Origin of the sequence: Belliella calami (assembly GCF_022549695.1) — a bacterium.
GTDB classification, from domain to species: Bacteria; Bacteroidota; Bacteroidia; order Cytophagales; family Cyclobacteriaceae; genus Belliella; species Belliella calami.
In genome coordinates this window covers 111673-137906 of sequence record NZ_JAKZGS010000012.1, presented here as the reverse complement: position 1 = coordinate 137906, position 26234 = coordinate 111673, and the positions used below count along the sequence as shown (strand labels likewise).

The window sequence follows — 26234 nt, the reverse complement described above, 5'->3', positions numbered from 1 at the left end:
TTTACTAGTGTATCTCACTCTACCTTCTCGTCTCTCGCTACTTAATATTAAATTATCAATAATTCATTGTTCGACCCTTCAGGGTCGTGTGACACAACACTTGTTTTTTCATCCCCCCGGTTTCACCTAGGGCTATTGAAATGTTAAAGCCCTTCAGGCTTGCATCTTCTTATTTGTATCTCGTACACTTAATCTTTACTAATGTATCTCACTCTACCTTCTCGTCTCTCGCTACTTAATATTAAATTATCAATAATTCATTGTTCGACCCTTCAGGGTCGTGTGACACAACACTTGTTTTTTCATCCCCCCGGTTTCACCGAGGTCTCCGCCACAGCGGACAAGTCATTGAAATGTAAAAGCCTTTCAGGCTTGTATCTTCTTATTTGTATCTCGTACCCTTAATCTTTACTAGTGTATCACAATCTACTTTCTCGTTTCTCGCTTCTAGCTTCTCGCCTCTCTCTTGAGTCTTGCATCTTGTCTCTGTCTTAAATCTCACGTCTTAAGTCTCATTTCTCACTCGTTTCTAGCCTTTCGCTTCTCTTTTTCTAGCTTCTTTACGAAAACCCACCCTCCTCTTATTCCAAATTCTCTGCATTGGAAGTAACAAAATCGGTAACAACATCAAATCTGCCAAAACTGCAAACACCAATGCAAGGCTAATCAAAAGACCTGTATAAAATGTAACTCCAAATTCACTTAAGGTCAAAACCAAAAAGCCTGAAACCAATATAACCGAAGTCAAAACAATCGCTTTTCCAGTTTCCAGATAAGTCCTTTTCAGTGCATATAGTATACTTCTACCCTTCTTCAGCTCTGCCTGAAGCTTTGTCATGAAATGAATACTATCATCCACAGCGATCCCAAACGCTACTGTAAATATCACGGCGGTTGTCAATTTCAAATCAATATCTAGAAACCACATCACTCCGCACATCCACAACAAAGGCAGGACATTTGGTAGCAATATCAAAAAGGAAATTCTCCACGAACGAAACAAAAAACCGGCTATCAACCCCACCAAAAGAATTGCAACACCCAAACCTTTTGTCATCTGATCTGATATTGTCACATGGCTTTTGTCTATCAAATTGGAAGTCCCTGTTAGTCTCACTTTGAGAAGCTTTCCGTCTATTTCGTTGTCAACAAAAGATTCCAATGCTTTCTTGATCTTAGCACTTTTGTAACTTCCTATGTCTGCTGTTCTTGTGGAAAGTCTCCCTTGTCTCTGATCTTCAGAAATCAAAGAATAGTCTGCCTGACTAATTGCTTGACTGAGATAAGGTTTTAATCTCTGATATTGTCCTTGCGAAGGCATGGCAAATGCTTTGTTGTTGCCTGAATTTTGAGCTTGGTTGAGTAGTTTTACAAGTGAAAAAGGAGAAATAATTGCCCCTGATTCATACGACTCCTGAACAAAATCTTCAAGTTTTTCGATTTCTTTCAAAACTTCATATTGGAAAATCTGATCTCCATCTTCACCTACTTCCAAAAAAAACTCAAGTGGCTTAGAACCTCCAAATTCTTTATCGAAAAACTCAAACTCCTGCACCAATTCATGTTCCCTTGGCAAATTATCCAAAAGGTACCCATTGATTTTCAAATTAGCCAAAGCCACAACAGACAATATGGATACAATAGAAAAAGAGGCCAACACCAATACTTTATGACTCATAATCCATCTGAAAGCAATGGCCAATATCCGTTGCCAAAAACCTACCGGATTGCTTCTTTTCATCACTTTGGAAGGACTAAATAAGTATAACAAACCTGGTGTAATCAAAATGACTGCAACAAACATCACCATCACTCCCAAAGCAGTATAAATCCCAAACAACTTTAGACTAATTGCACTTGTAAAATACAAAGTCGAAAAACCCAATGCTGTGGTAAAACAAGTCAGGAAAATTGCCAAAAATAGGTTTTTGAATGTCAATCTTATAGCTTCATCTTTTGGGATTCCTAGTCGGAGTTTGTACATAAATAGCGTCAAGTAATGCACTAATGCACTCAATCCAATCACCAACAAAATAGTCGGCTGCATCACAGACATCACATCCAAAGCTTTTCCCGTAAGAAGAATGATCGCAATCGTCCAGCCTATCCCAAATAACAAGACTATCAATGGCAACAATACCCCCCACCATGTCCTGAAAATAAAAAGCAAAAGCAACATGATCAGTACGATGGAAATAGAAAGAAAAAAAGCAAATTCTTCCTGGAGCAAATCCACAAATTCACCCTGCGCTTTGATTTTTCCGGCTGTATAAAACTTATGAAAATCTGAATCCCCAAGTATCTTATTTACTTCCTGATACAATAAATCCCCATCTTCCTTCGATATCAGCTGCTCATTTCTCAAAACCAACAATAAATATCGACCATCTTCACTGATCAGATTTCCTGAGTATTGTGGATGGGATGTTAAATTCTGCTTGGACTCCTGCAAACTTTCTTCACTTTCCCAATCCAAAACTGATCTATACCTTACACCAAAAGCATTGATAATTGGCTCCTTTAAGGTCAACAATGACACGATTCTTTCTGTAAATTCAAGCCCCTCTAATTCCGTTTGAACATTCATTGCTTTATCCAAAAAAACTGGATCAAAAATGCCATTTTCCGTACCCAATGCAATTAGAAGATAGTCATTGTCGTTTTCGAATTTTTCTCTGAAATTTTGGTAAAAAGTCAAATCTTCATCCTCCTGCGGGAAAAACTGTTCAAAATCATAATCAAAAACCACCTGTGGACGGAGTAAAACCAACATCACGCTGATCGACAAGGCAATTCCGAGTCCGATTAAAGAAGCTTTTCTTTCAAACATATTTTAGATTAATTATCGAGTCCAAAGATATAAACCATAAATTCGCCTTTCTGATTATTTATAATCTTTTTATCTTGCCAACTTCTAATAAATTCAAAGCCAAAAATGAAGCAATACCACGATTTGATGAGACACATTTTGGACAATGGAGTCCAAAAAGGAGACAGAACAGGCACAGGAACAATCAGTGTATTTGGTTACCAAATGAGATTCAACCTACAAGAGGGTTTTCCATTGGTCACGACCAAAAAATGTCACCTCCGCTCAATCATTATCGAATTGCTTTGGTTTCTCAATGGTGATTCGAATATCAAATACCTCAATGACAACAAAGTAAGCATTTGGAATGAATGGGCTGACGAAAATGGAGATCTTGGCCCTGTCTATGGCTATCAGTGGAGACACTGGCCTGATGGAAAAGGTGGTGAAATCGACCAAATCAAAAATCTAATTCATCAAATCAAAACAAAACCGGATAGCAGAAGACATATCGTGAGTGCATGGAATGTAGCAGATGTGGACAATATGGCGCTTCCTCCTTGCCACACCATTTTCCAATTTTATGTAGCGGAAGGCAAGCTCTCTTGTCAACTTTACCAAAGAAGTGCAGATGTATTTTTGGGTGTACCTTTCAACATTGCTTCTTATGCACTCTTCACCATGATGGTTGCGCAGGTCTGTGACCTAGAGCTTGGAGAGTTTATCCATACTTTTGGAGATGCACATTTGTATAGCAACCATCTAGAACAAACGCAGCTCCAACTCTCCCGAGAATGCAGGCCGTTGCCAACTATGAAAATCAATCCCGAAGTAAAGGACATTTTCTCTTTCAAATATGAAGATTTCGAGCTTGTAGGTTATGAACCCCACCCGCACATCAAAGCAGCTGTAGCCGTTTGATATGGTGATAAAGCATTGATTAAAAGAATTTTGACCTTTAATCAATGCTTTTCTTTATCAAAATAAAAAATTCAGGATTGAAAGACACATTTTCAAAGCTCCACAAATCTGTTGTATCACTTTTTGAATAGTTGGCAGTAAAGCTAATTTTATAAAACACGACCTTAAAATCATAAGAATCCATCGAAAACTCGTAGAAAAGATTGTCTTTGTAAAATTCTTTCCGGTTTTTTGGTTCTATCACATTTGATTTATAAACTTCATTGATTTCTCCAATCAAATCATATGCGCCTAAAATTTCCCCATCACGATTTTTTATTGTGAAATTCAATCTTTTTGCACCAGAATGACTCCAATTATTTTGGTCTATTTCTAAAAATTTTTCTTCAATTTCAATATTTTCATTTTGGTAAAAATTTATAGAATTGATGATCATATCATAGGATTCCACATTCAAGGCCTTATTTTTATAGTATTGATTTGATTCAATCACTACTTCATAAATATCAGAATAAGTATCTTCATAAATGACATTTTTAAATTCATTCCTAAAATTGTAAAGGGAAGAATATTCATTTGAAAATATGGAGTCTGTGGATTTTTTATCCAAATGATTATTCAGATAATCTTTTTGGCCATTTTTGTATAAATACCAAACAACACTGCTGAGTTGATCCAAGTCTTGACTTTCTATCTCTTTCTCAAAATCGATTTTGCCATCTTCCAACAAATCAAATTCATCAACCAATATTCTGAATTGGTTTTTCTGACTTCTATTTGATACACTGAATGCATTAAAATATGGCAAAGCAATACTAATCAAGCCAAATACAAACAAACTGATAGGGATGGTCTTGATCGTGGGATTTTTGAAAAATATAAAATAAAGACTAACCATCGAGATCCACAAAGCAAGAATCAAGACAAAATACCTGTTTGGCGTGACTCCATACTCAAAAATCCTTGTGAAAATAGCTACAAAAAGGAGAATCAAAAATGGAAGTAAGGAATAGTAAAATATCCGATCAAACCAACGAACCCATGCTTTGGTAGTTTGTTTGGAAAGAGGAAAAATCAGCAAAAGTGAAATAAATCCCAAGAAACTGTAAGCAATTACCATGTAACTGACCCATCCTTTTGGAAGGGACCAGTCTATCAAAATCTTGGCTCCATATGCGTACAAAATGACTGCATAGATCAATAACAATGGAATAATAATGTACTGAACAAAGAATTTCTGAACTGAAGGGACAAGTTGATCATTGACCATTTCTTTGAACCCATCAAGTGCAAAAATCAGGAAAACGAAGCAGGAACCGAAAATACTTGAGAAGAATGTCACATAAAGGTAAAGCTTTCCACTTCCAAACCGAAGATTGAAAAGATTTTCAACTGCTGCAATGGCCAAAAGCAAACCCGCAGTAAGCACTCCCACAAAAAGGGCTGTTTGTGCCAAATTGGTGAATAGTGATTTATTGTAACTCCAAAAACCTATTTCATCTTTTCGGGAGAAGAGAAATGGTAAAATTGAGACAGCAAGATGATGGAGTATACCAAAAACAAAAATCAAAGTGATGTGATAACTTGTAAAGTTACTTTCATCATTTGGAAACAAAAAATAATATCCCGCCACAACCAAAACTGCAAGACCTTCTAGCCAAATCCATTTTTTGATTTGCCCAACCATTGCCAGAGCAAAAGAAAGAGAGATCCCCAGAAGTGATAGAATAGTTAGCTTTACAAATGGCAACTTACTAATAAAAGGAAACTTCTGAATAGTATTAGGGTGCATCGAGTAATCAGACATCTCTGATGCCAATATCGCAAAGATTGTAGCCAATAAGGCAAATACAATTGTAGTAGGATAAGTTTTGAAGACTTTTCCAAAATTCTGAGAGAGGTGCGCTATTTTATTTTTCATATCTAGATTTTAAAAATTGAAGAGTGCATTCAAGTCACTGAAAGTTTGTTGACCAAGCATTTCCCCTTCTAAATTAGACAAATAACTGATGCCGGTCACATTACTGACAAAAACAGAATCTGCATCAAAAAGGACTTCTTTCTCAAAAAACCCTTCCTTGATTTCTATATTTCTGCTTTTCAAATCTTCTATCACTATCCTTCTTCCAATCCCTGAAATACAGCCTGTAGCTAAAGAAGGTGTGTAGAAAACGTCATCTTTACACCAAAATATATTTGCAGCCCCTGCTTCGGATACATATTTATCATAATTTAACAGAATAACCTCATCCATACCAATAATTGCCCTATCCCTATTTGCCATGACATAAGTGAGTGCGTTGAGTGTCTTGCAATGACTCCAAGGTGAATGGTTCAAAAAAATTTCTTTGTGAAAATATGCCGAATGCTTGGTTGAAGGTGCTGGAGAAAAACTTTGAATCTGAATCGACTCCTCAATAGAGTCTGTTTGTGGAGTGTATTTTCCTTGCCCACTCCGATAGACATTCCACCTTACTCTTAAAGTACAATTCTCTCCAAACTGACGGACCAAGAACTGGTTTAATGTGTCAATTGAAGTCACTGATTCAGGGGAAAGGCCAAGAACTTTGCAACCTTCAAAAAGTCTTTCAAAATGTAGCTTTCCATATCTGATTTTCCCATTTGAAAACACCATCGTTTCAAACAAACCATCGGCAAATAAAAATGCCCGATTAGCAATTTGAACATCTTCTGTTACCCAATCGGACAAATTTCTCTTTTTCAAGTAGATTGTTTCAAAATCGGTCATCTTTCTGTGCGTTATCGGACAAGTTTCTGTTTTGTAAATCAAACATAGAGTTAAAATTAATTAAATTCTCAATAATACTAGCCTATTTCAGCTCCCTATACTTTATTTACATGCTGTACTAAAATTAAAGTATTATTTTAGCACAGTAATTGAAATTATAATCATTATGAGTGGTAAAAGTAGTGTTTTTGATATGATTGGACCTGTAATGATCGGCCCATCCTCTTCACATACCGCCGGGGTGGTTAGAATTGCCAGAGCGGCTATCAGAGTTTTGGGTGGAAAACCCGACCATGCTGACATTACATTCTACAACTCTTTTGCGAGGACTTACGAAGGGCATGGAAGTGATAAAGCGATCATAGCGGGCTTGATGGATTTCAAAACAGATGATGCTAAAATCAAGCAAGCTTTTGAATTGGCAGAAGAAAATAAGTTAACTTACAAATTCAAATCGATAGGAAATGCATCTGTCTATCATCCTAATACTATAAAATTGAATCTTACAAAAGGTGAGCAAAAGGTAGAAGTAATAGGAGAAAGTTTAGGTGGAGGATTGATCAATATTTCTTTTGTAGATGGCTTTATTGCAGACTTTTCGGCACAATCACACACTTTGATCATCAAAGCAAACGATACTTCAGGGGCAATCGCATTTATCTCCAGTGTCATTGCACAAGAAAAGGCTAACATCGCAACAATGTCTGTTTCAAGAAAAGGAAAAAATGACCAAGCTTGTCATGTTATTGAAATGGACTCAGGACTTCAGCCTATTACAATCGAGTATTTGAAAAGCTTACCATGGATAAAAGAAATTATTTATATACCGGATATTGACTTATAAAGAATGAAAAACAAATACACTTTAGCATTATTGCTTTCCTTTTTTTTATCAAATCTTGAATTAAAAGCGCAGGATAGCAATTACAACTCATTAGATCTTCAATCTTGTATTGAGATCGCATTGGAAAACAACCTGACATTGAAAAGGAGCGAAATCAACTTAGCGTTGAGCGAAGCTACCTTATTAGAGAGCCAAGGGCAAAGATTACCTTCTTTGAATGTTGGCGGCAGTGCTGGATATAGATGGGGTCGTTCAATCAACCCACGTACCAACCTTTTTGAAAACACAAGAATTGGTAATTTCAATCCATTTGGAAGTACAGACTTAACAGTTTTTGCTGGTCAAAGAATTACAAATACCATAAAACAATCAAAAACTGACATTCAAGTTAACCAATTGAATGTCAAAACCACTGAGAATAATATTACTTTGAATGTGATCAATCTCTTCATCAATGTAATATTCTCGGAAGAGCAACTCAAAATAGCAAGAAATCAACTGGCTTCAACAAAAGAGCAACTAACCAATACTACAAAGCTCGTAGATGCTGGATCCCTCCCTTTGGCAAACAAACTTGACCTTCAAGCTCAAAATGCAACCAATGAATTGGAGGTATTAAATGCTGAAAATTCATTGAGAGGTGCGAAGCTTAACCTTCTCCAAGCAATGCAATTGCCCTTTGACCCAAATTTTGAAGTGATCGCTCCTGATCTTTCTGTAGAGAACATAGCACTATCTGGACAGAGTGTTGATGAAATTTACAACTTGTCAAAAGAGATTTTACCGCAAATCAAAGCTGCTGAACTTGCTGTAGAAAGTGCTGAATATGGCGTCCGAGCAGCAAAAGGAGCTTTTTACCCTACTTTGGGAGTAGGTGCTGACATATTTTCCAATTATGTTGATCTTATCCCTATCAATAACCAGCGAGATCGTTTTTGGGTGCAAATGGATGAAAACCTTTCTCAATCAGCTAGTATTAGGTTGAATGTTCCGATTTTCACCAACTTTAGAAATAAGTCATCACTACAAAGGGCTAGACTTCAAAAGAACCTAAGCGAAATCACAGCCTTTGAGACGAAAAATGAACTAAGACAAGATATTGAAGTGGCTTTTACGAATGCGATAGCAGCCGATCAGTCTTACAGATCATCTTTGGTAAGAGTGGCTGCTTTGGAAGAGTCTTTCAGAATATCACAGCAAAGATTTGATGCTGGAGCTATCAATTTTGCTGATTTTCAATTGGCACAAAACAATTTGTTCAACGCTCAAGCTGACCTAGTTTCAGCCAAATACACTTACATCTTTAGAGTTAAAGTTTTGGATTTTTACATCGGGAACCCGCTTAATTTATAATCAACATCATGGCAAAGAAAAAGTCAAACAAAGTCCTTTATATCTTACTTGGTATAGTAGGAGTACTTATAGTATTCGCAATTATAGGAAAATCTGCTGGCTGGATCGGTGGAGAAAAAGAAGTAGCAGTAGAAACTACTGTGGCTAAAAAATCAAGTATCATTGAGAAAGTTTCAGCTTCTGGAGTAATCGAACCTGAGATTGAAGTGAAGTTGAGCCCTGATGTGGCTGGAGAAATCATTGAACTTAATGTAATGGAAGGTGATTCTGTCAAAGTGGGTGACTTGCTTGTCAAAATCAGACCTGACAACTTCATTTCTGCACTAGATAGAGCAAGAGCTAATCTCAATCAACAGAAAGCAAACCTTGCTCAAGCTCAAGCCAATCTGAAAAGATCTGAGGCTCAGTACACAAGAGCAGATTTGGACTACAAGAGAAATGAAAAATTGTACAATGATAAAGTAATTTCTGATTCAGATTGGGAATTGGCACAATCCAATTTCCTTACTGCCCAAAACGACCTTGAAGCCGCTAAGCAAACAGTCTTGGGAGCAGAATATATTATCAAAAGCTCGCAAGCTACAGTAGATGAAGCAAACGAAAACCTAAGATTGACCAATGTATATTCCCCTGTAAACGGGACGGTTTCTCAACTTTTGGTAGAAAAGGGAGAAAGAGTAGTAGGAACACAGCAAATGGCAGGTACTGAAATGCTTCGTCTTGCTGATCTCCGCAAAATGGAAGTAAGGGTAAATGTGAACGAAAATGACATTGTCAGAATTAGCTTGGGAGACACCACTTTGATAGATGTGGATTCTTATGCTTCTGTAGCAAAAAAATTCAAAGGAGTCGTGACTTCAATCGCAAATTCCGCTAATACCAAAGCAAGTATCGATGCTGTAACCGAGTTTGAGGTGAAAATAAGAATCATCAACGAATCTTATGCCGAGCTGGTAACTGAGAAAAACAGATTCCCTTTCCGTCCAGGAATGACAGCAAGTGTTGATATCATTACCCAAAAGAAAACCGATATACTTACTGTTCCTTTGGCTGCTGTCACTACGCGTGAGGATCAAAAAGACGAAAGTGCAGATGGTACAGTTAAATTGAAAGAATTGATATACGTGGTAGAAGATGGAAGAGCTGTTCAAAGAGAAATCAAAACTGGTATTTCTGATTTTGATAATATCGAAATTATTGAAGGTGTGAATGAAGGTGATGAACTTGTTTCAGGTCCATATTTTGTAATCAGTAAACAACTGAAAGATAAAGACCTTATCAAAACGACTAAAAAGACTGAATAAAAAGTAAAAAAATGATTAAAGAGATTCGGATATATTCTGAATCTCTTTTTTTTGCCAAAAATTTAAAAAATTGGATTTTTTTCGAAAATTATGTCGAATTCAGGGCTAGAAGAATACAGGACTACTCTACATCTCTTGCTAGATTTTCTTGGCTTCCGAAATTAAGTGGTTCAATTCGAAAAAAAGCCTTTCCAAATACTCCATTCCAGTCGATTTCCTACCTAAATCAGCTTAAACGAAACCTTGGGGGGCATAGCCCTTAACTCTTCGTAGAAAAACAAAATCTAGCCAAAAACAAAGAGGTATTAGCTTGATTTCTTTTTTGGCAAGTTTTAGACTAATCCCAATTTCTCAACTGATCATATACCAAATGTACCGGTAATCCCATCACTGTATAAAAAGACCCCTCTATCCTATCCACTGCTATGTAACCAATCCATTCCTGAATCCCATAAGCTCCTGCTTTATCAAATGGCTTGAATGTCTCGATGTAAAATTCAATCTCTTCCTTATCCAGTTTTTTGAAGCTTACACTGACTGTATCCTGAAGTGTCAGTTGCTTTGTATTTGTAGTAAGTGTGATACCAGTAACGACTTGATGAACTCCATCAGATAATAACTTGATCATTTCAAAGGCTTCATTTTTGTCAATTGGCTTTCCCAAAATCTGATTGTTCACTATCACTACTGTATCTGCAGTAATCAAAATTTCATTTGCTTCAATTTCTTCCAAAAATGCATCAGCCTTTTTCTTGGAAAGAAATCCTGCTACCTCAAAAGGGTTCATCTCAGATGGAAAACTTTCATCAGTATCCTTGGTTCTCACTGTAAAATCAATACCCAAACCTTTCAAAAGTTCATTTCTTCGAGGCGATTTTGAAGCTAAAACTACTTGGTGATTTTTCAAATTGATCATGACTGATACATTTGGTAAGGAAAAGCAAATTCACTTTCTTCAATCGACGCAAACAGCAGTCCTGAAAGTGTTTTAGGATAGAAATATGTTGATTTTTGAGGCATGGTGTGTCCAGATTTACATACTTCCAAAACTTGATTCATAGAAATATCCTTCGTGATCAATGAAAATGAGGCTTTCCCAGAAATAGTCTTCAAAACACATCTTCTTAGATTCCTTTCATATTCAATCTGATCTGAATATCGCTGCTTTTTCAAAGGTATCCCCAAAACTTTTTCCACAAAAAAGTAATGCAATACCATCAAGTCAAGATTTCTGATCACTTCAGGAATCTCTGATGGCATTAGGTTAATATGTTCCTCATTAAGCCTAATCTTGTAAGCATGCTCTCCTATAATCAATCCAAAAGCCCATTTTTTTTGTAAAATTAGTTCTTCGATTTCTTCTACATCATTCAGCTTTTTGACAAAAAAGAACTCGCTAATCTCCTCCAAAAGAGCTTCTTCTTCAAATTGAAACCCCGTAAAAATCCTATGTGTTGGAAGGATTCTCAAATCTTTTGAATGTGCATTGGTGAAATACATCATATGGTAATTATATGATTCAAAACCAGTATGTGAAGGATTTATCTCCAGACACGATTTCCGATATTCAATCGCTCCTTCATATCGGTGGTGACCATCAGCCAAAATGATTTGCTTATCTTTTATAACTTTTATGAATTTTGCTATTATTTCAGCATCTTGAATGACTGCCAAAACTTCTCTGACACCTTGGTAATCCTCTAAATCGTAGATAGGGTCTTCTATTGCCTTATCCATAAAAACCTCCAGTGAATGGTTCTCATCTTCATAGAGTCCATGTGTTGCACTCGGCTGAAACTTGGTTGCTTTCAAAAGTTCAACGCGATCATTTACAGCTTTTGCAATGGTGTTTTCATGCCTAAGCACGACACCCTCATCCCAGTCATATGCCTTGATATGGGCTACAAATCCTTTTCTACAAGATTCATGTTCTTGACCAGGCAATCTGAAATATTGGTAATAGACATAGATTCCTGGCACTTTGTCTTGCACAAGTACCTTGTCTTTTTTCCATTTCTCCAAACACTCTGCTGCATTCTGTGCGGGATTTTCTCCCAAAGGGACTGATAGATGGATACTATTTAATGGGTTGTTATAAAGAGCTTCCCGCTGTTTGGTTGATACTACATCAAATAGTGGAGAAGTCAAATCCTCAATCTGCTTGGTGAATTTCTCATGGTATCTCCAAGCCTTGATAGGTAATATCTCTGCCATTAAAGTAGTCTGTTTTTCCAGTTGGTTCTTGGCAATGCATCATTCTGCAATGATTTCACTCTGCGCAAGTCTGTTTTTTGTTTTTCATAAAGTGAAACAGCAGCTGCTGAAAGTAAGGCAAGCTCTTCTTCAGTCCACTGAATGTCCAATTTGTCAGGAGTAAAATACTTTTCTACAAATTTGGTATCGAAATCCCCTGACCTAAAGGCTTCATGCTCCATCACGAACTTACAGAAGCCCAAAGTCGTCTCAATTCCAGTAATCTGATATTCTTCAATCGCCCTAATCATCCTGTCCATTGCCAATTCTCTAGTATCTGCATGTGTGATTAGCTTTGCGATCATTGGATCATAATAGATTGGAATATCCATGCCCTGCTCAAAACCATCATCTACCCTGACACCGGATCCTTGAGGCCTGATGTAAGTTTGCAGGTTTCCAATATCAGGCAAAAAGTTATTCCTCGGGTCTTCTGCATACACCCTCACCTCTACTGCGTGTCCATGAATCTTCAAATCCTCTTGGGAAAAGCTCAATGGATGACCTTCGGCGATCAGAATCTGTTCTTTCACCAAATCTTTTCCAGTGATCATCTCAGTGACAGGATGCTCTACCTGAAGTCTGGTATTCATTTCCAGAAAGTAAAAATTCAATTTTTCATCAACAATAAATTCTACAGTACCTGCACCATAATAATCACATGCCTTTGCAACTTTCACTGCTGCTTCTCCCATAGCTTTACGCATATGGTCAGATACTACGGCAGAAGGAGCTTCTTCAATTACTTTTTGATGCCTCCTTTGTACCGAACATTCTCTTTCAAACAAATGAATGACATTTCCATGCATATCTCCCAACACTTGTATTTCTATATGTCTGGGAGAGGTTATGTATTTTTCAATAAAAACTGCACCATCCCCAAAAGCAGATTCTGCTTCAGAAATAGCCCTGTTCATCTGTTCTTCAAACTCACCTTCATTTTCAACTATTCGCATTCCTTTTCCACCTCCACCAGCACTTGCTTTTATTAGAATCGGATAACCAATTTCATTAGCTTTGACTTTGGCAGCAGGGATATCTGAAATCGCATCTTCAGTACCTGGTACCATCGGAATATCATATTTCGATACAGCGTGTTTTGCAGCAAGCTTGGACCCCATCACTTCGATAGCAGCTGGAGATGGCCCTACGAAGATGATGCCTGAATCAGTTACTTTTTTGGCAAAAGATGCATTTTCAGAAAGAAAACCATAGCCAGGGTGGATTGCATCAACATTCAAACTTTTGGAAACTTCTATAATTTTATCCATCAAAAGATAAGATTTGGAAGAAGCAGGAGGTCCTAAGCAAACGGCTTCATCAGCAAATTTTACATGAGGAGCATTTCTATCCGCTTCGCTATACACAGCTACCGTCTTGATTCCCATCTCTTTGGCTGTGCGCATGATCCTAAGGCTGATTTCACCTCTATTCGCAACCAAAAGCTTTTGAATTTTTTTCATATTTGGGTTTAATTAATATCCATAAAAAGCATAACTCACGAAGTAAAGAAAATTTAGCGAGTATGTGAAAGATTATTTGAATTGAGGGTCAAATTTTGCAGGGGTGGGCAAAATGTGTTACTTTTGGCGAGTTTAGCGGAAAGTTCCGCAACCAATAAAATGTAAAACTTAAACGTTTTTAACTTTGGATTTATTCGAAAAATTAAATACCAATCTTGGCCCTTTGGGCAAGCATTCGGAATTATCAGAAGGATATTTTACTTTTCCAAAATTAGAGGGAGAGATTGCTCCAAGGATGAAATTTAAAGGCAAAGATGTCTTGACTTGGAGTCTAAACAACTATCTAGGATTAGCGAATCATCCTGAAATAAGAAAGGCAGATGCAGATGCTGCTGCCAAATGGGGAGCCGCCTACCCAATGGGAGCGAGAATGATGTCTGGTCAGACGGATCTTCACGAGCAGTTGGAAAGAGAGCTTGCCGAATTCGTTGGTAAAGAAAGCTCTTACCTATTGAATTATGGCTATCAGGGAATCATGTCTGTGATAGATTCCTTGCTTGACAGAAAAGACGTAGTAGTCTATGACAGTGAGTGCCATGCCTGTATCATTGATGCGCTTAGGATGCATTTGGGAAAAAGGTATGTATTTCCTCACAATGACATCGAAAACTGTGAGACACAGCTAAAAAGAGCCACCAAACTAGCTGAAGAAACTGGAGGAGGAATTCTTTTGATTACTGAAGGTGTATTTGGAATGACAGGTGATCAAGGCAAACTTGCTGAGATTGTCAAACTGAAGGAGAAATTTGATTTCAGAATACTTGTAGATGATGCACATGGCTTTGGTACTTTGGGCAAAACAGGTGCAGGGACAGGGGAAGAGCAGGGAATCCAAGACCAAATTGATCTTTACTTCTCAACTTTCGCGAAGTCTATGGCTTCTATCGGAGCATTCATCGCTGGAGATGCAAATGTGATCCATTATCTAAAATACAACATGCGTTCTCAGATTTATGCAAAATCTTTACCGATGTTATTGGTAGAAGGTGCGCTAAAAAGACTGGAAATGCTTAGAAACAAACCAGAACTGAAGGAAAATCTTTGGAAAATAGTAGATGCTTTGAAGTCAGGATTGATAGAAAAAGGCTTCAGTATCGGCAAATCCAACTCGCCTGTTACCCCTGTGGTATTGAATGGCACTGTTGGCGAAGCTGCTACTTTAAGTAAGGATTTGAGAGAAAACTATAGCATTTTCTGCTCAGTAGTAATCTACCCTGTAGTACCTAAAGGCATGATTATCTTAAGATTAATCCCTACTGCTGTACATACTCTGGAAGATGTAAATGAAACCATTGCTGCTTTTGAAGCGGTAAAAGAAAAGTTAACTAGTGGATTCTACAAGAGTTCAGATCTTGCTATTTCGTTTGGAGAATAAAAAAAACCTCAAAAAATAGCTTTAAACTGTTCTTTTATAAACATTTTGCATATATTGAACAAAAAATAAACTTATCATCAACCTTAAAATCAATTTTTACTATGAGCAAATTTAGCGAAATTAAAGATCTTGTAATGGGTCTTGAAGGTGACTTCGAAAAATTCTACGATAAAGGCAACCAAGCTGCCGGCACAAGAGTAAGAAAAGGAATGCAAGACCTTAAGACTTTGGCGCAGGATATTCGTAAGGAAGTTCAAGATAAAAAGAATGCTGGCTGATCCTAGCATCATGTAATCATAAAAAAAGGCAATCAAATGATTGCCTTTTTTTATGATTACTGAATTCAATTCAATTTTAATTGAATATGATTTATGAGTATCCGCAATGTTGCACGTTAGGTAATAAGTAGCTTTGTAAGTTGCGGATACTCGTCAGCATACAACAGTTCACTGTCAACAGAACCACAAATCGTTCATCCGACCATCTATTGTTTGGTTACGTACAAGAAAGCGGTGGATAGTCATAATATGATTATTTCACTTCAAACAAAAAAATAAAGCCGTAGATTATGATTCATCTACGGCTTCTTTTTATAAAACAGAAAGCTAATTACTTCTTCTCCATTTCCACAGACACTTCCAGTTTGTTGTTATCTCTATCCACATCGGCCATTCTCATACTTGGATCGATTTCTACACTTTTGACTTCTGAAATAGGTCTTGCTAATTTCACTTCAGTAGTGTAGTCCGTCCAAGGCCACTTTTGTGTCAAAACTCTTTTAGGCATACCTGATTCTTCTGGCTTCTCTCCTCTTTGGATTACCAATGGTAAGTATATCAATTCTTGCGATCCATCTTGATATGTAACTACCACATCAAGAGGCATAGGCATCATTCCCTTGCGTTCTAATGTGATTTTGGTATCATTTCCAGCAGCTTCCACAGCCTTGACACCATAATCTATTTGCTTAGTAGATGCAATAAAGTAATCATAATACCAATCCAACTCCAAACCACTGACTTTTTCAAAAGTCCTGATCACGTCATTGCCATTAGGGTGTTTGTATTGGAAATCGTTCCAAAGCCTCAGCAATGCTTTGTCAAAATTTTCTTTTCCGACTACATAAGACATTTGCTCTACGAACACCGCGCCTTTGTTGTAGGTACCTGGCCCATATGCAGAATTCAAATTATAATGGTCACCATGTGTCGTCAAAGGCTCTTCGTAACCAGCTCCTGCCAGTCTAAAATATGATCTATAACTTCCGTTATGAACAAAATCAGGGTCTTTTTCAAACACCGCATCCATCACCACGCTTGTTCCCCAAGTGGTAAAACCTTCATCTAGCCATGGTTCTGATGATTCGTTGAATCCCAGTACACCATAGTACCAGCTGTGTATCAATTCGTGAACTGTCACACCAACCAAACTTCTTAGGTTTCTGTGGCCAGTGATCAAAGTGGCCATAGGATATTCCATCCCTCCATCACCACCTTGTATTACTGAATATTGATCGTAAGGATACTTACCAAAATTCTCACTACAATACTCAATAGCATCAATCGTGTACTGCATCAATTTCCCCCAATTCTCTTCCGTCTTTTCATCTTTCACATATAGCAAATGAACCATTGGACCATTTTCCATCTGTTTCTTTACCAAGGTGTACTTTGGATCAGCTGCCCACATGAAATCATGCACGTTTGGAGCAGTGAAATGCCATGTCAATTCCTTTGATTTTGTTGCTGGAACTTTCACTCCTTCATCTTCATATCCTTTACCTATCTGATTTGCATTTTCCAGATATCCAGTTCCTCCCAAAAGGTAATCTTTGTCAATCGTGATCTTCACGTCGAAATCTCCAAAATTCCCATAAAACTCTCTTCCGATGTATGGATTTGCATGCCATCCTCTTACATCATAGGCGGCCATTTTTGGATACCATTGAGACATTGAGTAGCGGATCCCCTCGGCATTATCTCTCCCTGCTCTTCTTACTTGAAGTGGAACTTGACCAAAAAATTCCATGTCAAATACAACAGTCTCTCCCGGAAGAATTGGATCTGCAAGGCTTACTTCGAGAATCGTCTCTTCATGATCAAAATCAACGATTTTACCATTCATTTTCAAAGATTTGACTTCTAATATTCCATACTCCTCAGGAGTAAGGTTTTGAATCCTATCCCTAACTCTCCTATCTGGATCGGCTATGGTTCTTGATCTTACATCCATCATACTGTTTGGCTGAAAAGCATTGTAGTACAAATGATAGAATGCCCTATCCAACGTATCAGGTGAATTGTTTGTATAATGAAGCTTCTGTGTGCCGGTATATTGATTTTTCACAACATCCATTTTCACATCCATATCATATTTCACTTTCTGCTGAAAGCGGTCTTTTTGCGCATGTGTCAATGTAGCAATCCCCATTAGGGAAAGAACACCAACGGCAAACCTTAATCTCTTAATCATATTATTTAGGTTTTTTTGCTAAAATAATCCAAAATCCATTTGCCATAAAACCGTTGATAAAATATCTAGGAATTAGAGCTTTCAATTCAGGAAAATTCATAAATGTTAGCGTCTCCATTTTTGCCGTTTGCTAATGCAAATTGGAAAATTTGGATTTCAGTAATCTCATTTGTAGCGCTCTTGGTAGTACTTCTGGTAATCCCCTGATGTTACACTATTCAGCCAATCTTCATTGTCCAAATACCAATCTATCGTCTTTGAAATACCTTCTTCAAACTGTAAGCTTGGCTCCCAGCCCAGTTCATTTTGGATTTTGCTGGCATCTATTGCATAACGCATGTCGTGCCCTGCACGATCTGTGACATAGGTTATCAGCTTCTCTGAAGACCCAGTTTCCCTACCCAACTTTTCATCCATTTTTTGACAAAGCAATTTCACGATATCGATGTTTTTCCATTCGTTGAATCCCCCGACATTGTAAGTTTCTCCAACTTTCCCCTTATGAAATACCATATCAATTGCCCTAGCGTGATCTACTACAAATAGCCAATCTCTTATATTTTCTCCTTTGCCATATACTGGAAGTGGTCTATTGTTTTTGATGTTATGGATACAAAGTGGAATCAATTTTTCAGGAAATTGATTTGGACCATAGTTATTGGAACAATTCGTGATGACTGTTTTCATCCCATAGGTATTTGAATAGGCTCTCACGAAATGGTCCGAAGCTGCTTTGGAAGCTGAATATGGAGACTGGGGGTCATAAGGAGTCGTTTCAGTAAAAAAACCACCATGATCTAAGGAGCCATAAACTTCATCTGTAGAAACATGATAAAAAAGATGGTCTTGAAGATCTCTCCAATAGGTCTTTGCCACATTCAGCAAATTCACCGTTCCGATCACATTAGTATTTACAAATGCTAGTGGATCAGAGATGGATCTATCTACATGGGATTCTGCTGCAAGGTGAATGACATCAGTGACCTGATGAACCTCAAAAACCCGCCTTAATTCGTCAACGTCCAAAAGATTTACTTTCTCGAAAATATAATTCGAGGCATTTTCGACCTCTTTTAGATTCTCTAAGTTTCCTGCATAAGTCAAGCAGTCCAGGTTTATAATTTTATAGTCAAGATACTTTTCTACAAAAAGCTGCACAACGTGACTCCCTATAAATCCTGCCCCTCCGGTGATTAAAATACTTTTAGACATTATATGATTAGTTAAAGGTTAGATTATCTGATCTTTATTTTTTGAAATATGTATTATACCAATCGAAAAATTTCGCCACTCCCTCTTCTACTGAAGTATTGGGACAATAACCTGTGTCCCTTACCAAATCACTTACATCTGCAAAAGTGGCTGGAACATCTCCTGGCTGTATTGGTAACATTTCTTTTTCTGCAATTTTGCCCATCGCCTTTTCCAATGCCTTTATATAATCCATCAATTCTACTGGATTGCTATTTCCGATGTTATACACTTTATACGGTGCTTGCGAACTTCCTGGGTCAGGATTGTCACCTTTCCAATTTTGATTTGCTGAAGCCGGCTTATCAGAAACTCTCACGATGCCCTCCACAATATCATCCACATAGGTGAAATCCCGCTTCATTTTCCCATGATTGAAAACTTTGATTGCTCTCCCGTTGTCAATCGCATCAGCGAAAAGAAACAAAGCCATGTCTGGTCTTCCCCAAGGCCCATATACTGTGAAAAATCTTAAGCCCGTAGTTGGGATTCCAAACAGATGGCTATAGGTATGCGCCATCAGTTCGTTAGCCTTTTTTGTAGTGGCATAAAGGCTGACCGGATGGTCAACATTGTCTGTAGTAGCAAATGGCATCTTGGTATTGGATCCATATACTGAGCTCGATGATGCATACACCAGATGCTTCACAGGGTAGGCACGGCAAGCTTCCAGTATATTCAAGAAACCTTGAATATTTGCCTGAATATATGCATCGGGATTTTCCAATGAGTACCTTACTCCTGCTTGAGCCGCAAGATTTACCACAACATCAATATTTTCATTTTTAAAAATATCCAACAATTGGTTTTTGTCAGCAATGTCCAATTGCATAAAGGAGTAACCTTGAAGTTTTTTTGACTTTACTACCTTTCCGAATGCGACTTCTTCCTTACTTATCCCTGCCTCTTCAAGTCGATTATACTTCAAGTTCACGTCATAATAGTCGTTGATGTTATCTACTCCAAAAACCTCATCACCTCTTTTAATCAAGGCATTTGTAAGGTGAAATCCGATAAATCCGGCAGTCCCAGTGATAAAATATTTCATATTCTTAAAATTAGATAATTAACTATTTGATTCAAGCCTCTCCCTCCAAATGTCTGTAATATTGCTTCAAAATGTTTTGATGCATGATCTTCCTATCATATTTTGCGATTACTTCATGATAAAGATTGTCTGCCAAACCTTGCATGAATTCTCTTTTGACGAATGCAAACTCCAATGCATCTTTGATGACATCAGTTTTGCCGACAGGAAACATCAACCCTGATTTTCTATCATTCACGATGTCTTTATTGCCAATAATATTTGAGCAAATGATAGGCAACTGCATTGCCGCCGCCTCCAAAAGAACATTCGGAAAACCTTCTCTATGGGAAGCATGAACCAAAATATCCGAAATGGCCATATAATGGGACACATGATCTGTCCATTCTATTTGTATGATTTTTGGATGGTCTTGAATCTGTCTCAAGATTTGATCATCTATTGGATCCAAATCCTGCTCAAAGGAGCCCAAAAGAACAAGTTTCGATTTGTTGACAATCTTGGATGACAAAAACGCCTTCACCAAATCCTCTATCCCCTTATCTTTTACCAATCTACCAACCCCAAGGATTATAAACTCATTTTCACCTGGCAAAATCCGCATCGTCGCTGCTACTAGATGATTTTCTTTTAAAGACTGCCTATTGAAAACATTGAGGTCTACCCCATTGCTAGAGCCTGATCCAACGATTCTTACTTTTGAAGAATCCACCAATTTCTCAGACAAAATAAATTTTTGGAGAGATTCTGAATTAGGCCAAACTTCGGTAGCGTAACTAAACGTCCACTTCTCGGCTTTCATCAAAAGGCTTTTCTTGTTTTTATCAGCTGCCATATAAGGCATCCCTGCCACAGTATGGATCCTAATTTTGACTCCAGCAAACTTGGCTGCAATCATACCAAGCAAACCTGCTTTTGGAGTATGGGTATGGACTATGTCTGGCTTTTCTTTTCTGAAAAGCTTGAACAGTAACCAGAGGCAGTATAAATCCCAAAATGGGGTAATACTTCTTGTAAATGGAATGATGTGGTGGGGTGACTCTTCCTTTTTGGTGATTTCTTGAATCTCTCTTCCATCAGCACTCACCATCAGCACTTCCCAACCTGCATCCTTCATAAATTTCATCTGTCCAGAAAGCAAAAGTTTGAGTGATATAGGGACAGTTGTTATTCGAATTAATTTCGGCATTAAATTTCTGTGTTAAAACTTCAAAGATAGCGTTTTATTCCTTTTTAATTTGAATATAAAGCCATGACTTTTCCACAAATGCAAAAAACGGACTACTTACCATAGATTTCAAAAAATTTATTTTCAGATTCCACCGTACCAATTAAGATTATCTCAAAACTTCTCTTCAAAATGGTTTCTGGTTCAGGATTGATTTGTATTGAAACTTCATTCCTAATACCGATCACGGTACATCCTGTTTCTTTTCTGATTGAAGATTCCATAATTGATTTACCCTCCAATTTCTTTGGAACCCTCACCTTTATCAGGTCAAGTCCTTCAGCTACCATCAATATATCTGACCTTTGTAGCAAATTCAAGATAGTATTGGCACCCATAGAAGCATAAGACATTACAAAATCAGAACCAGCTCTATGCATCGTCCCCAAATTCCGCTCCAAAGTAGATCTTGTAATAATCTGGATATCTGGCCTCAACATTCTACAATAAATAGTTAGATATACATTGACATCGTCATCATGGGTAGTAATGATCACGCAGGGAGAGTCATTTATCCCTGCAATTTTTAGAATTTCAAACTCTGCTGCATCTCCAAAAACAGTTTTTTCTCGATCAAAAATCCTTGAAACATCTTTTTCTACTATTCTATAATCAATATTTCGCTTTGCCAAGGCCCTTCCTGTAGCCCTCCCTACTCTCCCTCCACCGATTATTATCACAGGAGAATTAAACTCTGATTTGACCCCGTGGGCTTCATTGTAGCTGTTTATTTGTTCTTTTGAACCAGCTAAAACCAGAACTGTACTTGCTGAGATCAAAGTATCAGGTTGAGGAGATTCGAATTTCCCTCTTTCCCAAACACCTACCACACTTACTCCAATTTCTTGCCTTAGATTGGTTTCTCTGAGTTTTTGACCAACCAAGGAAGAACCTGTCACCATGGCCTCAGCTATCTGCAGCTCATCAAATCGACCAATTACATGAGCACGTGCATCCCCACCATTGGCACGGCGGGAAAGAAACAAACCCATAATTTCACCCAAATGAAGCACATGATTACTCCCTGCCAGTTTGAGGATATCATCCGAGTGCTCAAAACTACAAGTTGAAATAATAGGGACTGTTTTCGAAATCCCCCTAACCGTAAATGCTACGTTGGTGTTCAACACATCAGATTCGGTCGTAGCTACAAGTGCGGCTTTTTCTACCCTTGCTGCTTTATATGCTTCAGGATCTACCAAACTACCCAACATTACCTTTATCCCCAATTCTCGCAAGCGCAATCCTTCTGCAAAGTCCTCTACCAAGACAACATATTTATAATTGAATCTATTGAGCTTTTTGATCAATGCCTCTGTCACTGGACCGTAACGTGTCAATATTACATGCCCACGGGTATTGTTAGGTAGCTCACTCGGCACTTTAGCTTGTTCTTGCGCCTTCATCCATGGAGAATAAAAAAAGTTGATAAAAGTAAATGGGAACAAAACCAATAAAAACAACATCCCCGACAACAACACAATAATGGAGAACAATCTACCTGCATCACTATGAAAAGTAATATCTCCAAAACCCAAAGTGGACATTACAGTCAAAGTCCAATAAAAACCTGTGATAAATGTGAAAGATTGTCCTTCTTGAATCATCAAAAAGTGAAAGATGATAGAAAAGACAGTTATCATTACAAAAAGAACCAAAATAAACTTAAAAAGAATTTTCAGGTTCCTACGATCCGGTTTGTTTTTCAATAACAATGTTACCTGAGCTGAAAGAAATTTCATTTTTTTATTAATTATCCGTTTAAAATTTTCAATTGCAGAAATATAGGTATTATCTACAGAAACATGAAACTGACTCTCTCATGTCACACGATTTCCCAAACAATAGAATACTTTTAAAATTACTGATTTTATAACTCCAATTATTTGTATTTTTATAATACTCCACACATAAAAATGTCAATGATATGAATAATCTAAAAATTGAACTTAAATGGGCTGTGATTTTTATCCTAATGGGATTGGTTTGGGTATTGTTGGAAAAGTCTTTTGGACTTCATGACAGGTTTATATCCAAGCATGCTATCTACACAAATATAGTCGCCATTCCTTCTATTGCTATATACATTTTTGCACTCTTGGATAAAAGAAAAAATCACTACAAAGGACAAATGACTTACTTACAGGGAGTTTATTCAGGACTGATCATTACGCTATTCGTCACACTTTTGACTCCTATTTCTCAATTTTTGACCACCATGTACATCACACCCGATTACTTCCCAAATATCATAGAATACACAGTGAACTCCGGACAGATGACTCAAGATGAAGCCAAGGTATACTTCAACTTAGAAAATTATATATACCAAAGCGTCCTTTTCGCCCCAATTGTAGGCACGATCACAACTTTAGTTGTGGCTATTTTTACAAGAAAAAACAAGGGCTGAAGGAAAATTCCAACAGCCCATTTTGTCTTTCAATAATAGGAATAACTACAATGTATTATTAATAGGTCTTAATTTTTCTCAAATACACGAACATAGTCCACCGCCATTTGCTGAGGTAAGATTGTCGTTCCGTCAGGATTACCTGGCCAATTTCCACCAACCGCCATATTGATCAACAAAAAGAATGGTTTTCTAAATTCATCCATCGCTGCAGGACTGATATCTTGTTCGTGAAACACCTCATCATCCAGTAACCAAACAATCTTATTTTCATCCCAAATAATGGAATAAACATGGAAATTGTCTGCCAACTTTGCTGCTCCAGGGAGAGTCAATTTCCCGCCCTTGTATGAATAGCTCCCATTGTTGTCCCAATGAAGTGTGCCGTGCACAGTATCATCCCTACCACTTGCACTTCCTCCTACCATCTCCATGATATCAATTTCTCCACATGCTGGCCAGCTGATGTCTGTAATACTTTCGCCAAGCATCCAGAAAGCAGGCCAAATCCCTTGACCTTTAGGTAATGCTGCACGAATATCGATCCTACCATATTGAAACACTTGTTTACCTTGTGTTTTCAATCTTGAAGATGTATAGTTTCTACCACCAATACTCTCTTGCTTTGCCGTGATTACCAAATAGCCATCTTTGAGTTCTGTATTTTCTCTCCGATAGTATTGCAACTCGTTATTCCCCCAACCACAAAGTCCGGGACACCCGTCTCCGATCTCGAAAACCCAATCACTGGATAAAGTTGAAGTATTGAACTCGTCACTCCATGATAAAGAGTATCCATCATAAGTTATTGGAGACTCAAATCCAGAAGTAGGAAATCCAATGCCAAGAGATTGCTCAGTGATAGTTACGGTTTCTTCCTTTTTGATGAAATCAGCCTCTGTGGCATGTGCCTGAACAGTAATAGTGTATTCTCCGACCTGATCGTATCTATATGTCACCTCTCTGCCTGAGACAAGCTCAGGAGAGCTATTGTTCACACCGAAACTCACTCTGAAGAAATTCACTTTTTCAGCTGAAAAACCTACTTTAACCATCCCGTTTTCCAGTTCAGTAATAGTCACTTCCAAGTTAGTAGGAAGGATAACTTGTTCATCAACTTCGTCTTGTGTGCAGGAATTAGCACCAACAAGCGTTAGAAAAACGAACAAGAATTGAATCATTTTAAACATAACTATCATTTTTAATCATTATCAGGAATCAAAACAAATGACCAGAATATACCATCTGCTTCATTAATATTGATTGTGATGGTTAATTCTTCCTGACCTCCTTCATTGACATAACCAATCACATCATATGTAACTGATCTATTTGCTTCAGGAGGGCCAGCACCGTATTCCCCACCATTAAATGCTTTTGGAAGTACGATAAAAGCACCAGTACCTGTTACCGTAATCTTTGCTGTTTCGGTAGCAGTGGCTTCTGTTAAAGAAAACGAATGTGTACCTGGCCCCCAAGCTTCACCTGGAGTACCCACTAGATTGGAAGCTGGCTGACAACCTTCACTTCCAGTACCCATGTACGACTCTGCGAAAATATCACCTTGGGGATCGTAAGAGAATTGACCTCCTTCGCTGAAAATAAATAGATCATTGAACAAGCAAGCTCTGTCTTCAGAAATATCATTTCCATTAGGGAAAAACGCATCACTGCCAGGCCCTGGCCCAACACCAAAAGCCCCCGCTGCTGGCTTTAGCCTCCATGCTTTTGTCCCATCTCCAATCAAACTCTGCAAGGCGAATACAGTAGGATCAATAGGCTCAGGCTCTGGTTCTGGCTCTTCCCCAGGATCAAAATCCTCCGGGATCAAACGGATATACCATGCCAGTTCTGTATTTGCTTGATCTACCATTCTCAAAAACAATTCATTCTCCTCAATATTGATTATTTGGTAAGTTCTACCTCCGGCAAAATATCCCAAAAATCCTCCTGGAGAAATAGTCAATTCAGGATACGCCCCTTCAGGTTCGATTATGCTCCATTTTAAATTATCAGGAGCTTCATATGGAGCAGAAAGATCTCCTACACCTGGATCGAAAGCTCCTGGGAAACTACTTCCTTGAGCTGCATTCAAATAAACAAAACCGTTGGTCTCCATATTGAAATTGAACCCATCCAAGAAGAAAGTATATCTATCAGTGTACATTCCAGAACCTTCTTTTTCGTTGGCTTGGGCTGCATACCACTCAGGGAAATCTCCCGCTGCAGATGGGTTTGGCCCTACACCAAAATGTCCAGGACGAGAGGCGTCAATCTTCCAAGTTTTACCTTCTGTAGCTGCAGCTCCACCTGTTAGAGCATTAAATAATGGCTTATCCAAAAGAAGAGGATCTGTCTCCGCGATTTCTATTTCTCTACTAAATGATACATTTCCTGCATTATTGAAAACTGTGAGCGTAACCGTATAAGTACCTGCCAATGGATAAGTTCCTGTCACGGTTTTACCTGTTCCTGTAGCTCCATTTCCCAAATCCCAATTCATAATGAAAAAGTCATTATCAGCAGTAAACTGGAGAATATTGTCACTAGTGGCTGTTGGCTGGAAGCCGAAATTTGCCTCTGCTTCTGTAGGTGGGTTTCCTTCTAAGGAATATTCCTCCACACAGGCTGCCAAAACCAATATTGGCAGCATTAACCATATATATTTTAAATATCTTTTCATGTGATTTTTGT

General features: G+C 37.9%; 20 protein-coding genes. 7 read left to right on the top strand and 13 right to left on the bottom strand.

Features of this window, described 5'->3' with window-relative positions; translation table 11 throughout:
- Positions 1-529 precede the first annotated feature (529 nt).
- The gene (locus MM236_RS14175) at positions 530-2830 is read right to left on the bottom strand and encodes an efflux RND transporter permease subunit (RefSeq protein WP_241275647.1); all 2301 of its coding nucleotides are present in this window, start codon (positions 2828-2830) and stop codon (positions 530-532) included.
- Positions 2831-2935: 105 nt separating this feature from the next.
- Between MM236_RS14175 and MM236_RS14170 the strand changes: the two genes are divergently transcribed.
- Positions 2936-3730, top strand: coding sequence for a thymidylate synthase (locus MM236_RS14170; protein ID WP_241275646.1), 795 nt, complete (start codon positions 2936-2938; stop codon positions 3728-3730).
- A gap of 37 nt (positions 3731-3767) precedes the next feature.
- On the opposite strand, the gene MM236_RS14165 is transcribed toward MM236_RS14170, so the two are convergent.
- Together MM236_RS14165 and MM236_RS14160 are read right to left on the bottom strand one after the other, a co-directional pair.
- On the bottom strand, positions 3768-5651 hold the full coding sequence (locus MM236_RS14165) for a DUF4153 domain-containing protein (RefSeq protein ID WP_241275645.1): 1884 nt from the start codon (positions 5649-5651) through the stop codon (positions 3768-3770).
- A gap of 9 nt (positions 5652-5660) precedes the next feature.
- Positions 5661-6455, bottom strand: a complete 795-nt coding sequence (locus MM236_RS14160; RefSeq protein ID WP_241275644.1) for an aminotransferase class IV — start codon at positions 6453-6455, stop codon at positions 5661-5663.
- 190 nt (positions 6456-6645) lie between these two features.
- Between MM236_RS14160 and sdaAB the strand changes: the two genes are divergently transcribed.
- Genes sdaAB through MM236_RS14145 form a run of 3 tightly spaced genes read left to right on the top strand, consistent with a single transcriptional unit; the run spans position 6646 to position 9980 of the window.
- Positions 6646-7323, top strand: a complete 678-nt coding sequence (sdaAB, locus tag MM236_RS14155; RefSeq protein WP_241275643.1) for an L-serine ammonia-lyase, iron-sulfur-dependent subunit beta — start codon at positions 6646-6648, stop codon at positions 7321-7323.
- A 3-nt stretch (positions 7324-7326) separates the two neighbouring features.
- Positions 7327-8676, top strand: a complete 1350-nt coding sequence (locus tag MM236_RS14150; RefSeq protein WP_241275642.1) for a TolC family protein — start codon at positions 7327-7329, stop codon at positions 8674-8676.
- Positions 8677-8684: 8 nt separating this feature from the next.
- Positions 8685-9980 carry an efflux RND transporter periplasmic adaptor subunit gene (locus tag MM236_RS14145; protein WP_241275641.1) on the top strand — a complete coding sequence of 432 codons (1296 nt, stop codon included), beginning with the start codon at positions 8685-8687 and terminating at the stop codon, positions 9978-9980.
- Between the two features lie 337 nt (positions 9981-10317).
- Here the strand turns inward: MM236_RS14145 and MM236_RS14140 are convergent, their stop codons facing one another.
- Genes MM236_RS14140 through accC form a run of 3 tightly spaced genes read right to left on the bottom strand, consistent with a single transcriptional unit; the run spans position 10318 to position 13696 of the window.
- The gene (locus MM236_RS14140; RefSeq protein ID WP_241275640.1) at positions 10318-10896 is read right to left on the bottom strand and encodes a Maf family nucleotide pyrophosphatase; all 579 of its coding nucleotides are present in this window, start codon (positions 10894-10896) and stop codon (positions 10318-10320) included.
- Complete coding sequence (locus MM236_RS14135) at positions 10893-12194, bottom strand: DUF1015 domain-containing protein (RefSeq protein ID WP_241275639.1); 1302 nt, start codon at positions 12192-12194, stop codon at positions 10893-10895. The genes MM236_RS14140 and MM236_RS14135 overlap by 4 nt, the downstream gene beginning before the upstream one ends.
- Complete coding sequence (accC, locus tag MM236_RS14130) at positions 12194-13696, bottom strand: acetyl-CoA carboxylase biotin carboxylase subunit (RefSeq protein ID WP_241275638.1); 1503 nt, start codon at positions 13694-13696, stop codon at positions 12194-12196. Before accC ends, MM236_RS14135 begins: the two co-directional genes overlap by 1 nt.
- A 184-nt stretch (positions 13697-13880) precedes the next feature.
- Here accC and MM236_RS14125 point away from each other — a divergent pair, with 184 nt between their 5' ends.
- Entirely contained in the window at positions 13881-15131 is a 1251-nt protein-coding gene (locus MM236_RS14125; protein WP_241275637.1) for an aminotransferase class I/II-fold pyridoxal phosphate-dependent enzyme, read from the top strand.
- A 101-nt stretch (positions 15132-15232) separates the two neighbouring features.
- A complete protein-coding gene (locus MM236_RS14120; protein ID WP_241275636.1) occupies positions 15233-15409 on the top strand; it encodes a BF3379 family histone-like protein in 177 nt (58 codons plus the stop codon).
- Positions 15410-15740: 331 nt separating this feature from the next.
- Here the strand turns inward: MM236_RS14120 and MM236_RS14115 are convergent, their stop codons facing one another.
- The 5 genes from MM236_RS14115 to MM236_RS14095 form a co-directional block, all read right to left on the bottom strand.
- Positions 15741-17603: a M1 family metallopeptidase gene (locus tag MM236_RS14115; RefSeq protein WP_241275635.1), complete on the bottom strand. Its 1863-nt coding sequence runs from the start codon at positions 17601-17603 to the stop codon at positions 15741-15743.
- Between the two features lie 165 nt (positions 17604-17768).
- The gene (gene rfbB, locus MM236_RS14110) at positions 17769-18815 is read right to left on the bottom strand and encodes a dTDP-glucose 4,6-dehydratase (RefSeq protein ID WP_241275634.1); all 1047 of its coding nucleotides are present in this window, start codon (positions 18813-18815) and stop codon (positions 17769-17771) included.
- A 34-nt stretch (positions 18816-18849) separates the two neighbouring features.
- Positions 18850-19902 (bottom strand): NAD-dependent epimerase, encoded by a 1053-nt coding sequence (locus MM236_RS14105; RefSeq protein ID WP_241275633.1) that lies wholly within the window; start codon positions 19900-19902, stop codon positions 18850-18852.
- A 31-nt stretch (positions 19903-19933) separates the two neighbouring features.
- The gene (locus MM236_RS14100) at positions 19934-21091 is read right to left on the bottom strand and encodes a glycosyltransferase family 4 protein (protein ID WP_241275632.1); all 1158 of its coding nucleotides are present in this window, start codon (positions 21089-21091) and stop codon (positions 19934-19936) included.
- A 92-nt stretch (positions 21092-21183) separates the two neighbouring features.
- Positions 21184-22872, bottom strand: coding sequence for a potassium channel family protein (locus MM236_RS14095; RefSeq protein ID WP_241275631.1), 1689 nt, complete (start codon positions 22870-22872; stop codon positions 21184-21186).
- Between the two features lie 185 nt (positions 22873-23057).
- Between MM236_RS14095 and MM236_RS14090 the strand changes: the two genes are divergently transcribed.
- The gene (locus MM236_RS14090; protein ID WP_241275630.1) at positions 23058-23540 is read left to right on the top strand and encodes a DUF4199 domain-containing protein; all 483 of its coding nucleotides are present in this window, start codon (positions 23058-23060) and stop codon (positions 23538-23540) included.
- 68 nt (positions 23541-23608) lie between these two features.
- On the opposite strand, the gene MM236_RS14085 is transcribed toward MM236_RS14090, so the two are convergent.
- Both MM236_RS14085 and MM236_RS14080 read right to left on the bottom strand, forming a co-directional pair.
- On the bottom strand, positions 23609-24730 hold the full coding sequence (locus tag MM236_RS14085; protein ID WP_369415210.1) for a glycoside hydrolase family 16 protein: 1122 nt from the start codon (positions 24728-24730) through the stop codon (positions 23609-23611).
- 11 nt (positions 24731-24741) lie between these two features.
- Positions 24742-26223, bottom strand: a complete 1482-nt coding sequence (locus MM236_RS14080; RefSeq protein WP_241275628.1) for a PKD domain-containing protein — start codon at positions 26221-26223, stop codon at positions 24742-24744.
- Between the last annotated feature and the right edge of the window lie 11 nt (positions 26224-26234).